At 70.4% G+C, this 13,936-nt stretch carries 13 protein-coding genes and 1 tRNA gene; 6 read left to right on the forward strand and 8 right to left on the reverse strand.

The genetic code is table 11. The annotated features are described in order from the left end of the window. Positions 1-76: 76 nt before the first annotated feature. Together VAB18032_RS22645 and VAB18032_RS22650 are read right to left on the reverse strand one after the other, a co-directional pair. Complete coding sequence (locus VAB18032_RS22645; protein WP_013735257.1) at positions 77-1,222, reverse strand: polysaccharide pyruvyl transferase family protein; 1,146 nt, start codon at positions 1,220-1,222, stop codon at positions 77-79. Between the two features lie 76 nt (positions 1,223-1,298). Further along, positions 1,299-1,883 carry a TetR/AcrR family transcriptional regulator gene (locus VAB18032_RS22650; RefSeq protein WP_013735258.1) on the reverse strand — a complete coding sequence of 195 codons (585 nt, stop codon included), beginning with the start codon at positions 1,881-1,883 and terminating at the stop codon, positions 1,299-1,301. 78 nt (positions 1,884-1,961) lie between these two features. Between VAB18032_RS22650 and VAB18032_RS22655 the strand changes: the two genes are divergently transcribed. Beyond that, positions 1,962-2,528 carry a dihydrofolate reductase family protein gene (locus VAB18032_RS22655; RefSeq protein ID WP_013735259.1) on the forward strand — a complete coding sequence of 189 codons (567 nt, stop codon included), beginning with the start codon at positions 1,962-1,964 and terminating at the stop codon, positions 2,526-2,528. Between the two features lie 34 nt (positions 2,529-2,562). Here VAB18032_RS22655 and VAB18032_RS22660 read toward each other — a convergent pair whose 3' ends face one another. Further along, on the reverse strand, positions 2,563-3,360 hold the full coding sequence (locus tag VAB18032_RS22660; protein ID WP_013735260.1) for an alpha/beta fold hydrolase: 798 nt from the start codon (positions 3,358-3,360) through the stop codon (positions 2,563-2,565). 142 nt (positions 3,361-3,502) lie between these two features. Here VAB18032_RS22660 and VAB18032_RS22665 point away from each other — a divergent pair, with 142 nt between their 5' ends. The 4 genes from VAB18032_RS22665 (at position 3,503) to VAB18032_RS22680 (ending at position 6,221) form a co-directional block, all read left to right on the forward strand. After that, entirely contained in the window at positions 3,503-4,057 is a 555-nt protein-coding gene (locus VAB18032_RS22665) for a GNAT family N-acetyltransferase (protein ID WP_148272334.1), read from the forward strand. Positions 4,058-4,120: 63 nt separating this feature from the next. Then, complete coding sequence (locus tag VAB18032_RS22670) at positions 4,121-4,858, forward strand: VOC family protein (protein WP_013735262.1); 738 nt, start codon at positions 4,121-4,123, stop codon at positions 4,856-4,858. A 52-nt stretch (positions 4,859-4,910) separates the two neighbouring features. Continuing rightward, on the forward strand, positions 4,911-5,693 hold the full coding sequence (locus VAB18032_RS22675) for a methyltransferase domain-containing protein (protein ID WP_013735263.1): 783 nt from the start codon (positions 4,911-4,913) through the stop codon (positions 5,691-5,693). Positions 5,694-5,864: 171 nt separating this feature from the next. Continuing rightward, positions 5,865-6,221, forward strand: coding sequence for a hypothetical protein (locus VAB18032_RS22680; RefSeq protein ID WP_013735264.1), 357 nt, complete (start codon positions 5,865-5,867; stop codon positions 6,219-6,221). Between the two features lie 166 nt (positions 6,222-6,387). Here the strand turns inward: VAB18032_RS22680 and VAB18032_RS22685 are convergent. The 5 genes from VAB18032_RS22685 to VAB18032_RS22705 all read right to left on the reverse strand — a co-directional run bounded on the left by VAB18032_RS22685 (position 6,388) and on the right by VAB18032_RS22705 (position 10,715). After that, positions 6,388-6,462 (reverse strand) — tRNA-Val (locus VAB18032_RS22685). Positions 6,463-6,549: 87 nt separating this feature from the next. Next, on the reverse strand, positions 6,550-7,014 hold the full coding sequence (locus VAB18032_RS22690) for a peroxiredoxin (protein WP_013735265.1): 465 nt from the start codon (positions 7,012-7,014) through the stop codon (positions 6,550-6,552). 49 nt (positions 7,015-7,063) lie between these two features. Next, the gene (locus VAB18032_RS22695; RefSeq protein ID WP_013735266.1) at positions 7,064-7,501 is read right to left on the reverse strand and encodes a DUF3052 domain-containing protein; all 438 of its coding nucleotides are present in this window, start codon (positions 7,499-7,501) and stop codon (positions 7,064-7,066) included. Between the two features lie 111 nt (positions 7,502-7,612). Further along, a complete protein-coding gene (locus tag VAB18032_RS22700) occupies positions 7,613-10,168 on the reverse strand; it encodes a thiamine pyrophosphate-dependent enzyme (protein WP_415878018.1) in 2,556 nt (851 codons plus the stop codon). 142 nt (positions 10,169-10,310) lie between these two features. Beyond that, positions 10,311-10,715: a YjbQ family protein gene (locus VAB18032_RS22705; RefSeq protein ID WP_013735268.1), complete on the reverse strand. Its 405-nt coding sequence runs from the start codon at positions 10,713-10,715 to the stop codon at positions 10,311-10,313. 246 nt (positions 10,716-10,961) lie between these two features. Between VAB18032_RS22705 and aceE the strand changes: the two genes are divergently transcribed. Further along, positions 10,962-13,706: a pyruvate dehydrogenase (acetyl-transferring), homodimeric type gene (aceE, locus tag VAB18032_RS22710; RefSeq protein ID WP_043721636.1), complete on the forward strand. Its 2,745-nt coding sequence runs from the start codon at positions 10,962-10,964 to the stop codon at positions 13,704-13,706. Positions 13,707-13,936 lie beyond the last annotated feature (230 nt).

Consider the following 13,936-nt stretch of genomic DNA (forward strand, 5'->3'; position numbering starts at 1 on the left):
ACCTGCGGCCAAGCGGTCTGACCGCGAGGCCCGCACCTCAAATCCGGCGGTCTGACCGCGAGGCGGGCAGTTCGGGTCAGGCGCCGACCTCGACCAGGGAGCGGCTGCGCAGGCTCTCCAGGACCGCCCGGGTCACGTGGGAGGTGCCGCGGGCTTCGTCGCAGACCTGCGCCACCCGCTGCGCGGTGGTCTCGGCCCGCTGGTCGCGTTCGTCCCACAACTGGTCGACCTCGGCCAGCAACGGGCCCTCCACCTCGCGTTCCACGCCGCGCAGCGCCGGCACTCCGAGTCGCTGCGCCAGGTCGAAGACCTTCCCGGCGTACGGCAGGGGCAGGAACGGCGTACCCATCATCGCGGCGAAGATCAGGAAGTGCAGCCGCATACCGACCGCCAGGTCGAAGTGGCGCATCAGGCCGAGTACCTGCTGGGGCGAGTAGGTGCCGTGCAGGATGCGGCCCCGTTCGGCGGCGATCATGTGCGACAGCACACCGTGTGAATGCCGGATGTCGTCGCGTTCCATCGGGACGAACAGCACGTGCGCGTCGATGCGGTGCACCAGGAAGTCACCGATCTGGGCGAGCAGCCGGTGGTAGCCGTCCACGTCCAGTCGTTCTGCTGCCCGGCCCGGCTCCCGTACGCTCATCCCGACCAGCCGTTTACCGGCCGGCACACCTTCCTCGCGCAGCAGTTCCGCCGGGAACTCCTCGGGTTCGAGCAGGAACGCCGGGTCGGCGGTGACGGTGATCGGGTTGAGCAGCCCGGCCTCCTCCAGCACCATCCGCGATTCCTGGTCGCGTACGGTCACCTGGGTGGCGCCGGCCAGCGTCTCGCGCACCATGCCGGTGTCCACCATCTCGCTCAGTGGCCCGACACCCACCGCGTAGGTCAGCACCGGCAGGCCCCGTTCCTGCGCGACCCGGACCACCCGCAGGTACCGGCGGGCCTCCTTGTCGTAGAGGATTCCGCCACCGCCGAGGATGAGCAGGTCGAGCTGGGACAGTACGAGGGCGGAGTCGGTGCGGCTGACCCCTTCCCACGGCACCGCTTCCACGTCCGGGTGGGCCACCGCGGTGTGCTCGGGGTTTCGCGAGAAGACGATGATCCGGGCGTTGGGCTCCTGCTGACGCAGGTCGGTCAGCAGGCCGGTGAGGATGGCCTCGTCGCCGAGGTTGCGGCCACCGTATGAGCCGAGCACGCCGATGGTCAGTCCGCCACGCGTCATCCGTCGCTCCTCCCCAGGTGCGTCAGATCAAGGTTTCCCCGCTGCACCGCCGAACAGTCATCGCCGTGACCCAGAGTCAGCCGCCGGGCGGGACGTCGCCGGCGAGGCGGGACACCAGGGCGGCAATCACCTGGTCGGGGTCGAATCCGGTGTCGATCGAGGTGGTGAGCAGGTCGAGCAGGAGCCCGTCCACGGCGTAGCGCAGCAGGGCCACCTCGAACGCGCCGCCGGGCAGCCCGGCGGCGAGGTGGTACGCGACGTCGGCACGGTAGCCCCGGCGCAGCGTGTCGCCGAGGATCCGGGCCAGGTCGGGGCGGCGGGCCGATTCCAGGCGTAGCTCGATCAGGGCGCGGGTGAGTTCCGGATACCGGGTGGTGCGCTCGACGATGTACCGGACGTAGTCGGTGAGCAGGGCCGAGGAGGGCGGACGGGCGGCCAGTTCGGCCACGACCGCGTCGTCCGGGGCGAACCGTTCGAAGATCCGCTCGCCGAGCGCGCCGAGCAGGGCGTCGCGGGAGCGGAAGTAGTTGGAGGTGGTGCCGACGGGCACCCCCGCCTCGGCGTCGACGGCCCGGTGGGTGAGGCCGCGGGCGCCGTGGGCGGCCAGCACCCGCAGCCCGGCGTCCGCCAGGGCCGCCCGCCGCTGCGGGTTGCGCGCCACGGAAAAACCCTAGCAGCAACCACAACACCTGTTGTACGTTGCCAGGACCACAACATCCGTAGTGATTGGGAGTCCCCTTTGCGTAAGCTCGTCTACTACGTGGCCGCCACCGTCGACGGTTTCATCGCCGCCCCCGACGGGTCGTACGACTTCTTCGATCTGCACCCCGACCCGGCGGGACACCTCGTCACCAAGTGGCCGCAGACCTTCCCGACCTTCGCCCACGCACAGCTCGGCATCGACCGCCCGCAGGGCCGGTTCGACACGGTCCTGATGGGCCGGGCCACCTACGAGCCCGCCCTTCGCGTCGGCGTCACCAGCCCGTACGCCCATCTGAAGCAGTACGTCTTCGCCCGTTCACTGCCGCCGTCCGACGACCCGGCGGTGGAGATCGTCTCCGGCGACCCGGCAGCCTTCGTCCGCGACCTCAAGGAACGCCCCGGCGGCGACCTCTGGCTCTGCGGCGGCGGACATCTCGCCGGCCAACTCCTGTCCGAGGTGGACGAGTGGGTGATCAAGGTCAACCCCGTCGTCGCCGGCAGCGGCATCCCCCTGCTCGACCACTCCTTCGCCCCACAACACCTGACCCTGCTCGCCGCCACCCCCACCGGTGCCGGAGTCGTCGTCCTGCACTACACCCGATGAGCGCCGAAGCCCTCGACGGTCGAGCCACGACGGGTCAGGCGGGCGTGTGAAGGGTGTGGGTGAGGAAAGGGAGGACGGCGGCGGGCAGGGCAGGCGAGTCGACGATGTCGTAGTGGGTGAGCCCCGGCAGGACGGCCAGCCGGGCGTCGGGGCGGTCGGTGCCGTCCCAGCCGGCGTCGCGGTGACCGCCGCCGAGCAGTCCGAAGAACTCCACCATGTGGTCCGGCCGGACCGAATCGGCGTCGGCGAAGACCAGCAGCGTCGGCGTGGTCAGCGTGGCGACCTCCGGCGACCAGTCGTACTCCCGGCGGAGCAGTTCCCCGGTCTTGACCCAGAGTCGCGACCAGTCCTGCGGGCGGGGCGCGACGGCCTGGTAGAGCTGGTACGGCGGGGTGCCGCGCAGCTGATCACCGGCCGCCTCGTCGGGGTCGGGCATCCCGGCCAGCACCTCGGGAAACCAACCCTGACGTCGACAGGGCGCAGAGACCACGACCAGTCGACGCACCAGCTCCCGATGTTGGATCGCCAGCCGTAGCGCCACCCCACCACCGAGCGAGAAACCCAGCACATCGGTCGGGGCCAGCCCGAGCTCGACGATCAGCGCGGCGATGTCGTCGGCCATCGACTCGTAGCGCAGCGGCCGGTCGACGTCGGCGGTACGCCCGTGACCGGGTAGGTCGACGCTGATCACCCGACGCCGCCGGGTCAGCGCCGGCCGGACGGCGGCGAACGTCTCCACCGCACCGAACCCGCCGTGCAGCAGCACCAGCGGTCGGCCGGCCCCGTGCGTCTCGTACCAGAACCGGACGCCGTTGATCTGTGCGTAGCTCACCAGTCCCCCTCCGCCGCCGTTGCGACCACGGTGGCACGACACCGGTGCGGGCAGGTGCCGGTTGCCGGCTTGAAGCCTGGATCATCGGCACGTACCCTTCTCGCCAGCATCTAGTAATTGCAAGTTAGTGGCAGCAAGGTGGGTGAGGTCGTTGTCCCTGGTGATGAGAGGGCTGGACGGAGCCGGGCTACGGCAGTTGGTCGCGCAGCTCCATCCGATCTACCGGGACTGCTTCGCGGCCCCACCGTGGAGCGAGCCGGCCGAGAAGATCGCCGACTTCCCCGCCCGGTTGGCACGGCACACGAGCCAACCCGGGGCGTACGGCTTGATCGCCGAACGGGACGGTGAGATCGTCGGCGCGATCTACGGGTGGCCGGCGCCGACAACGCTGCCGACGGCGAACGCGTTCGACATCGCGGTACGGGACGCGGCACCACCGGACGTGGCGGACCTGCTGGTGGCACCGGCCCTGGTGGTCGCCGAACTGATGGTCGCGCCGGCACACCAAGGCCACGGCCTGGGCCGGGAACTGCTGGCGCGCCAGGTCGGTGACCGAGCCGCATGGCTGGCCACCCACCCGGACGCCGCAGCGGCCCGGCTCTACCAACGCGCAGGCTGGGAACGCCGATTCTCGTTCCAGGTGAACGATCGCCCGTTGGCGGTGTTCACCCGGCCGGCGGTGCCGAGCGGCCGCTGAGGATCTGCCGCTGCGCCCAGCGCGGGCCAGCAGTCGCAGGTCAGAGGATCTAGCATCGTCGACATGGCGACCCGACTTGTTCAGATCAACATGAAGGCCCGGGACGACGCGGCGCTGGGCCGCTTCTGGGCCGAGGTGCTCGGGTGGGGAGTCTCCAGCGAGGGGCCGAGGGTGACCAACCTCGAACCGGAGGATTCCGTCTACCCCGACCCCGTCGCCGTCTGCATCGACCTCGTCGCCTACCCGGATGACCCCAAGACGGTGAAGAACCGCGTGCACATCGACCTCGCCACCACCTCCGCGGCCCATCATGCGGAATTGATCGCCCAACTGACGGAACTCGGGGCGACCCCCGCCGACATCGGCCAGGGTGACGTGCCGTGGACCGTCATGGCCGACCCGGAGGGCAACGAGTTCTGCGTGCTGGACTGGCGCACCTCGCCCCGAGACACCGGACCGATCGCGGCGATAGTGGCCGACTGCACGGACCCCCGGGCCATGGTCGACTTCTGGGGCAACGCCATGGACTGGACCGTGCACGAGGTCAACGACGACCACGCGGTGCTGCGCTCCGCCAAGGGCGTCGGCCCCTACCTGCGGTTCGTCCGCACCCCCGACGTGAAGACGGTGTGGAACCGCGTCCACCTCGACGTCCGCCCGTACCCCGGTGACGACCTGGCGGCCGAGGCGGCCAGGCTGCGGGCGCTCGGCGCCACCTCCATCGGCCTGGACGGCGATGTCCACTGGATGGTCCTCGCCGACCCGGAGGGCAACGAGTTCTGCCTGCTCTCCCCACGCTGATCCACTGCCGGTGTTGCGGTCGGTGGCGGTGCCGCCGCAATAGGCTGCCGAGGTGCACGGATTTACCGACGTCGACCGCCAGCCAGACCCGAACTCGTGGGTCGGCGTGCTCGACCGCCTCGCCGAGGAGCCCTTCTACCGGGCGTACCAGCAGCGGGTCCGCGAGTTGCTCGATCCGACGCCCGGCCGCCGCTACCTCGAAGTCGGCGCCGGCACCGGAGCGAGCGCGGCCCACCTGAGAGACGCACACGGTGTCAGCGTGGCGACCGTGGATCGTTCGCTGACCATGGCTGCCGCCATGCGGGCCCGTGGTCTCACCGGATGCGCCGCCGCCGACGCTCACCACCTGCCGTTTCGCACCCATGCCTTCGACGGGGCGTGGGCCGACCGCACCGTGCAACACCTCGCCGATCCCCACGCCGCGGTCACCGACCTGGTCCGGGTCGTACGACCCGGTGGCCGCATCGTCCTCGCCGACCCGGACTACGACACCCAGGTGCTCGACATCGCCGACCAGGAGCTGGCCCGGCGCGTACTGAGGTTCCGGGCCGATGCCCTCCTCCGCAACGGCACCCTGGCCCACCGACACGCCGGCCTGCTCGCCGCACACGGCCTGGTCGACATCACCGTCGAACCCCGAACGCTTGTCGTACGAGACCCGACCGCCGTCGACAACGTCCTCGGCCTGCGCAGCTGGGCCGCCACCGCAGCTCAACGCGGTGCCCTCGACCCCAGCGAAGCCCGCGCCTTCGAAGACCAGTTCGACGAGGCCGTTCGCACCCACCGATTCACCTACGCAGTCACGTTCTTCCTCACCGCCGCCACCGTCACCTGACGGCCGGGACACGCCACAATTGCTGGCATGGCTTCGCCGGACGCGTCCTCCGCTCCCGACGGCACAGCCGGCCCCGGCGGTACTTCTCCACCGGCCGAACCGCAGGTCGGCCGGGCGCCCGAGCACACCTTCACCAACAGATGGCGACGGCTCTGGCGACGGCAGCCGGGCATGAGCCACCTGCCCGTTGACCTGGATCATGCAATCGGTCTCGGCCTGCTGAGCCTCGTCATCGGGGCGATCTCCGGCACGGCCCTCATCCTGCTGATTCCCTCGACCCCGCTGCTGATCGTGTTCCTCGCGATCCTGCCGCCCTACCTCGAACTGCACGTCGCGGGCGTACGGCACCGTTGGTGGGCTCTCGGGGCGGGCACAGCGGCAGGGGTGCCTGCCGGCCTGGGCATCAACGCCCTGCTCGAAGCCAGCATCGGGGCCCAGTGGGCCACCCTGATCGGCATTCTCGTCGGAAGCGCGATCGGCATCCTGACCCACGCGGCAGTGACCCACCTGCCATCGCGAAGAACGTAGCAGCGCTACTGCTGGGTGACCGGTTGACGCCCTGCGCCAGACCCTCGACGGTCGGCTCGTGCGAGGTGATCGACTCCGTTACGCCGTAATGGCGGTTTCCGGCTCGCCTGGATTCCGCCATTTCGCCGTAACGGTGAGGGTGACCCGGCCCTACCGCCGTTGGTACTGGTGGGCGCGGCAGGTTTCGAACCTGCGACCCCTCGCTTGTAAGGCGAGTGCTCTCCCACTGAGCTACGCGCCCGGAAACGCCGTACGGCGGACCGGCGGTTGGCAGCTTACCCTGCCACGCGCCGGCCCTGCCGGACGGTCGCACCCGTTGGGACCGGGCTCAGGCGGTGGCGTCCGCCAGTGCCTTGCGCCAGCCCTGTTGGTCGCGCGGCTCGCCCGGCATGTTCATCTCGGCGAAGCGGACGACACCTGCCTTGTCGATGATGAAGGTGCCCCGGTTGGCGACACCGGCGACGTCGTTGAAGACCCCGTACGCCTGGGCGACGCCACCGTGCGGCCAGAAGTCGGCCAGCAGCGGGAACTGGTAGCCCTCCCGGTCCGCCCAGACCTTGTGGGCGTAGACCGAGTCCACGCTGACGGTCAGCACCTGAACGTCGTCGTTGACGTAGTCGTTGAGGTTGTCCCGGACCTCGCACAGCTCGCCCTGGCAGTAGCCACTGAAGGCCAGCGGGTAGAAGACCAGCAGGACCGTACGCCGACCACGGAAGTCGGAGAGCCGGACCTGCTGATTGTTCTGGTCCTTGAGTACGAAGTCCGGCGCCTCTGCGCCAACCTCGATGGGCATGCGAACTCCTTGGATCGAGTCGAGATGCGGGTGTACGTCGGGCGGGAGACTACTTCTTGGCCTTTGCGCCGCGACGTAGCACGAGACGGGCGCCGCTCCAGTCCTTGCCGGCGTTGACGGTCGAGGTCTGCTGAAGGCCGGCGGTGGGAGCGGACTCGGCGATCTCACTCGGCTCGACGTGGCCGTCGCGGCCGGCCTTGGGCGTCAGCAGCCACACGACCCCGTTGTCGGCCAGCGGGCCGAGGGCGTCGACGAGAAGCTCGAAAAGATCACCGTCGCCGTCGCGGTACCACACCAGCACCGCGTCGACCACCTCGTCGGTGTCCTCGTCGACCAGGTCTCCACAACGGTCGGTCAGGGCGTCCCGGAGATCGGCGTCGACGTCGTCGTCGTAGCCCATCTCCATGACGACCATTCCCGGTTCGATGCCGAACCGGTCCGCCAGGCTGCGTACCCCGTCGGCAGCCTGACCAGCGGTCGCGCTCACTGTCGCGTGCCTCCTCATCTCGTCCAAGCTCGCGGCACCCGGCCGGCGCCGTCAGGCAAGTCCACACAGTTGTGCCGCCGCGCGCAAGTGGCGCACCGGGTGGAACGAAATTTACCGTGCCAGCAGCGTACGGGCACCCTGGGTGATGGCCTCCTCGGAGATCAGGACCTGACGGGCAGCCGGACCCAAAGGCACGAAACAGTCAACTGCCGCCACTCGGCGCGCCGCCCCGACATATCCGGCGTCGACCAGGGCAGCGATCACACCCTCGCCGACGCCGCCGGAGCGCCTGGTCTCGTCCACCACCAGCACCCGCCCGGTCGCGGCGGCCTCTCGGATGAGGTCGGCCACCGGCAGCGGCGCGAGCCACCGCAGATCCATCACCCGGCTGCCGATCCCCTCGTCGGCCAGCGCCGAGGCCGCCCGCAACGCCATCCGTACGCCGTTGCCGAAGGTCACGATCGTGATGTCCTCGGCCGAGCCGACGCCGTACACCCGGGCCCGGCCGACCGGGACGTGCCCGCTCGCCCAGGCCCCCGGCTCGGCGTAGCCGGCCGACCATTCGCCGTCGCCGTCGGCGTAGAGGTCGCGGGCGTGGTAGAGCCCGACCGGCTCCAGGAACACGCAGACGCTGCCGTCCACCGCCGCGCTCGCCAGGCAGGTGCGCAGCATCGCCGCCGCGTCGTCCGGTCGGGCCGGCACGGCGATCACCAGGCCGGGCACGTCCCGCAGTACGGCCACCGAGTTGTCGTCCCGGACGTGCTCCCCGAAGCCCTCCTGGTACGCCAGGCCCGCCACCCGCAGCACCATCGGGTTGCGCAGCGCCCCCTGGGAGAGGAACCCCATGGTGGCGGCCTCGCCGCGCACCTGGGCCTCGGCGGTGTGCAGGTACGCCAGCGACTGGATCTCGGGCACCGGCAGCATGCCGGCGAGTCCCGCGCCGAGGCCCAGGCCGAGCACCGAGGTCTCGTCGAGCAGCGTGTCGAACACCCGGGCCGGGCCGAACCGGTCGCGCAGGTCACTGGTCACCCCGTACCTGCCGCCCTTGGCGGCGACGTCCTGGCCGAAGACGGCCATCTGCGGGTACGTCAGCAGGGCATCGGTGAGCGCGGCGTTGATGCTCTGCGCGAGCGTGAGCGGGCCCGACAGTTCCGGCGGCTTGCCACCGAACGCCTCCAGCCGTGCCCCCGCGTCCGGCCCGGCAGCTCGGGCGCCGGCGTCGGCGACCGCCTGGGCGACCCGCACCGGGCGGCGCGGTGCCAGCGGGGCGATCACCTCGGCGGGGTTGCTCAGTTTCGGCTCGTCGAGCACCTGCTCGGCGAGCCGACGGATCTGCCAGCCGATCTCGTCGTAGCGGTCCAGCAGTTCCGCGCCACCGGCCAGACCGGCCTCGACCAGCCGCCGCGCGGTGGCGACCAGCGGATCGCCGGCAAGATCGGCGGCGATCTCCTCCGCGCTGCGGTACGCGCTCTCGGCGTCCGCGCCGACGTGCCCCAGCAGCCGGACGGTGCTCAGATGCAGCACGGCCGGACGACGGTGGCGACGGACCCAGGCCGCCGCCTCGCGCGCCACCTCGTAGGTCGCCACCAGATCGGCACCGTCGGCGGCGAAGTAGCGGATGCCCGGCTTGGCGCGTAGGGCGGTCGCCACCCAGCCCTGCGGCGACCGCAGACTGCCACCCAGGCCGTTGTCCTCGCAGACGAACAGCACCGGGATACGCAGGCCGGTGTGGTCGTACCAGCCGGCGGTGTTGAACGCCGCCGTGGCGTCGGCGTGGTTGATCGCGGCGTCACCGAACGAGCAGACCACTATCGCGTCCGGCGCCCAGGGGGCCACGTCGACGTGTGCCGCGACGCCCCGGGCGTCCAGGCGACGCAGCCGCTCCACCGCCAGTCCCATGCCCACCGCCCGGGGCAGGTGCGAGGCGGCGGTGGAGGTGGTCGGCACCACGGTGAGGTCGGCGCGACCGAAGGCCTTGTGCCGGCCACCGGCCGTCGGCTCCTCACGCGAGGCCACCATCCCGCGCAGCACGTCCCGCGCCGCCTCGGTGTACGCCGACACCACCGGCCGCCGCACCATCGCCGGACGAGCACCCCCTGCGACCTCGTCACCGGCCGGCGCGGTCGAGTCGGTGGCGTCGGTTTCTACCGGTACGCCGTCGCCCGGCTCGTTCGCCACGACAGGGTCGGCCGGAGCAGCCTCGGCGGACGGTACAGCCTGGTCGTCGTCCGTCTCCCGGCCGGTCGAGGCGTTGTCCGCCGCCGGGTCGACCGGGTCCGCCGAGCTGGCCGGATCAGGCGCGTCGTCCGGTTCGGCGGGGTCGGCCGGGGGTGCGGGCGCACCGTCGGGGCCGTTGTCGGGGGTCAGCAGCACGGAACCGGTCGCCGGCTCGGCGGCCTGGGCCGCGCGGACGCAGTAGAACGCCCCCGAGCGGTAGTGCAGCAGCGCCGGGTCGGTGGGGCGCAGCGCCGCCGCGACCGCGGCGTTGCCTTCGTGGCCCGCCGAGCTGATCGTGTGGTAACCCTCGCCGAAGCTGCGCAGCCATCGCCCGGCGAGATCGAGCTGCCGGCTGGTGACCTGGGCGTCGAAGAGTTCCAACAGCTGGGCGCCGGTCAGCGCCGCGCCCTCGGCCACCGGTTGGGCCGGGTCGGTACGGTGCCGCGGCATGGTCAACGCGGCCAGGGACTCCCGGAGTCGGTCGTCAAGATCCTGCGGGGTGGTCACGTCGGACAGCATTACCGACCGGAGCACACCTCGCCCACTCGAACCCGACTCGTGTCGCCGTCCGGCCCCGACTCAGCGGATGCGGTCAGCCGGGCAGGAACGAGAAGCGGACCTGGCGGGTGGTGTTGTCGCCGTTGGTGTCGACCAGGCAGATCGACTGCCAGGTGCCCAGGGCGAGCCGGCCGCCGAGCACCGGCAGCGTCGCGTACGGGGCGACGAAGGCGGGCAGCACGTGATCACGCCCGTGCCCGGGTGAGCCGTGTCGGTGCCGCCAGCGGTTGTCGGTGGGCAGCACCGAGTCCAGCGCGGTGAGCAGGTCGTCGTCGGAGCCGGCGCCGGTCTCGATGATGGCCACCCCGGCGGTGGCGTGCGGCACGAACACGTGCAGCAGTCCGTCGCCCTGCCCGGAGACGAACGACTCCGCCTCGGCGGTGATGTCCTGCACGGTGGGCCGGGAGCCGGTCCGGACGGTGATCACCTCACTGCGCATGTGTCGCATTCTGCCGCAGTCGACCGGTTCGCACCGGACCCGTGGTGATCGTCACTCCGTCCGGGCCGAACCGCGGCCCGCACCGCTTCCACCACAGCTCGGAGCCGGTAAGTACAAAAAGACCAACGTTACTGATGAGTATCTGTGTTGCGCATCGCCCTTGACACGGGTGGGCGTGACGACAAGTGGTACGACGGGGCAGGATGGCGCTAGAGACCTGTCCCAAACACAACCGAGGGAACGCCTGTGGCTACGGAACGCAAGCGCCCGGTGATCACGGCCGGCCTGCCTAGCCAGCTTCCAGACATCGACCCGGAAGAAACCAGCGAGTGGGTCGAGTCGCTTGACGGTGTCATCGACGAGCGCGGCGCCAAGCGTGCCCGCTACGTGATGCTTCGTCTGCTGGAGCGCGCTCGCGAGCGCCAGGTCGGGGTGCCGTCGCTGACCACCACCGACTACATCAACACCATCCCGCCGGAGCGGGAACCGTGGTTCCCCGGCGACGAGCACGTCGAGCGGCGGATCCGGGCGTACGTGCGGTGGAACGCGGCGATGCTGGTGCACCGCGCTCAGCGGCCGGAGATCGGTGTCGGCGGCCACATCTCCACCTTCGCCAGCTCCGCCTCGCTGTACGAGGTGGGCTTCAACCACTTCTTCCGGGGCAAGAACCACCCGGGCGGCGGCGACCACATCTTCTACCAGGGTCACGCCTCCCCCGGCATGTACGCCCGGGCGTTCCTCGAGGGCCGGCTCAGCGAGAACCAGCTCGACGGCTTCCGCCAGGAGCTGTCGCACCCCGGCGGCGGCCTGCCGTCGTACCCGCACCCGCGGCTGATGCCGGACTTCTGGGAGTTCCCCACGGTCTCCATGGGTCTGGGTGGGCTGAACGCCATCTACCAGGCCCGGTTCAACCGCTACCTGCACCACCGGGGCATCAAGGACACATCCGACCAGCACGTCTGGGCGTTCCTCGGCGACGGTGAGATGGACGAGCCGGAGACCCTCGGCGCGATCGGGGTGGCCGCCCGCGAGGAGCTGGACAACCTCACCTTCGTGATCAACTGCAACCTCCAGCGGCTCGACGGGCCGGTGCGGGGCAACGGCAAGGTGATGCAGGAGCTGGAGGCGTTCTTCCGGGGTGCCGGCTGGAACGTGATCAAGGTGGTCTGGGGCCGGGAGTGGGACCCGCTGCTCGCCGCCGACACCGACGGCGCGCTGGTCAACCTCATGAACACCACGCCCGACGGCGACTACCAGACCTACAAGGCGGAGTCCGGGGCGTACGTGCGGGAGCACTTCTTCGGCCGTGACCCGCGTACCCGCAAGATGGTCGAGGGTCTCAGCGACGACGAGATCTGGAACCTCAAGCGGGGCGGGCACGACTACCGCAAGCTCTACGCGGCCTACAAGGCGGCCACGGAGCACACCGGTCAGCCGACGGTGATCCTGGCCAAGACGATCAAGGGCTGGACGCTCGGCTCGCACTTCGAGGGCCGCAACGCGACCCACCAGATGAAGAAGCTGACGCTGGAGGACCTCAAGACCTTCCGCGACCGGCTCTACCTGGACATCCCGGACTCGGCGCTGGAGGACAACCCCTACCTGCCGCCGTACTACCGTCCGGACGAGAAGTCCGCCGAGATGCAGTACCTGCACGAGCGGCGTCAGCAGCTCGGCGGCTATCTGCCGTCGCGGCGCACCAAGGCCAAGTCCCTGCCGATCCCGGGCAGCGAGCGCTTCGCCGACATCAAGCGCGGTTCGGGCAAGCAGAAGGTGGCCACCACGATGGCCTTCGTCCGCCTGCTCAAGGACCTGATGAAGGACAAGCAGTTCGGCAAGCGCTGGGTGCCGATCATCCCGGACGAGGCGCGTACCTTCGGCCTGGACTCGATCTTCCCGACCGCGAAGATCTACTCGCCGCACGGTCAGCGGTACACCGCTGTCGACCGGGAGCTGTTCCTGTCGTACAAGGAGTCGACCGTCGGGCAGATCCTGCACGAGGGGATCAACGAGGCCGGTTCGGTCGCCTCCTTCACCGCCGCCGGATCGTCGTACGCCACCCACGACGAGCCGATGATCCCGATGTACATCTTCTACTCGATGTTCGGGTTCCAGCGCACCGGCGACGGCTTCTGGGCCGCCGCCGACCAGATGGTGCGCGGTTTCGTGCTCGGCGCCACCGCCGGCCGCACCACGCTCAACGGTGAGGGTCTGCAGCACGAGGACGGCCACTCCCACCTGATCGCGGCCACCAACCCGGCGGTCGTGGCGTACGATCCGGCGTTCGCGTTCGAGATCGCGCACATCGTGGAGAACGGCCTGCACCGGATGTACGGGGAGCAGCAGGAGAACATCTTCTACTACCTCACCATCTACAACGAGCCGATCCAGCAGCCGGCCGAGCCGGAGGGTGTGGACGCCGAGGGCATCGTCAAGGGCATCTACCGCTACTCGGCCGCCCCGTCGGTGGAGGGCGACGCCCCGCGGGCCAACCTGCTGGCCTCCGGCACCGGCATGCAGTGGGCGCTCAAGGCGCAGCAGCTGCTCGCCCAGGACTGGGGGGTGGCCGCGGACGTCTGGTCGGTGACCTCCTGGACCGAGCTGCGCCGCGACGCGGTCGAGTGCGAGGAGTACAACCTCCTGCACCCGGGCGCGGAGCAGCGGGTGCCGTACATCCAGCGGAAGCTGGCCGACGCCGACGGGCCGAAGGTCGCGGTCAGCGACTGGATGCGCGCGGTGCCGGACCTGATCTCCCGCTGGGTGCCGGGTGACTACACCTCGCTGGGCACCGACGGTTTCGGCCTGTCCGACACCCGTCACGCCCTGCGCCGGCACTTCCACGTCGACGCCGAGTCGGTGACGGTGGCGACCCTGCGCCAGCTCGCGCTGCGCGGGACGGTACCGGCCCACGTACCGGCCGAGGCCGCCAAAAAGTACGCCATCGACGACGTGAACGCCGCCCCGGTCGGCGAGACCGGCGGCGACACCTGATCCGTTCCGTCTTCGAAGGGCCCGGCGCGCTGTGCGTGCCGGGCCCTTCGGCTTACCGGCCCCGTGGGGTGCGGGCGGGAGCGGGCGATGGTATGACGCAGGTGGTATTGGCGGATGCTGTTGCCTGTAACACGATTCATCCAGAATGGTCTATAGGCGTCAGCTCCTTGCGGGCATTGGGTCGGTTGGGTGGACTATCCCGTCGCGCCGTCCCACCGCCGGCCCGGACG

Source organism: Micromonospora maris AB-18-032, from assembly GCF_000204155.1.
Lineage (GTDB): Bacteria > Actinomycetota > Actinomycetes > Mycobacteriales > Micromonosporaceae > Micromonospora > Micromonospora gifhornensis.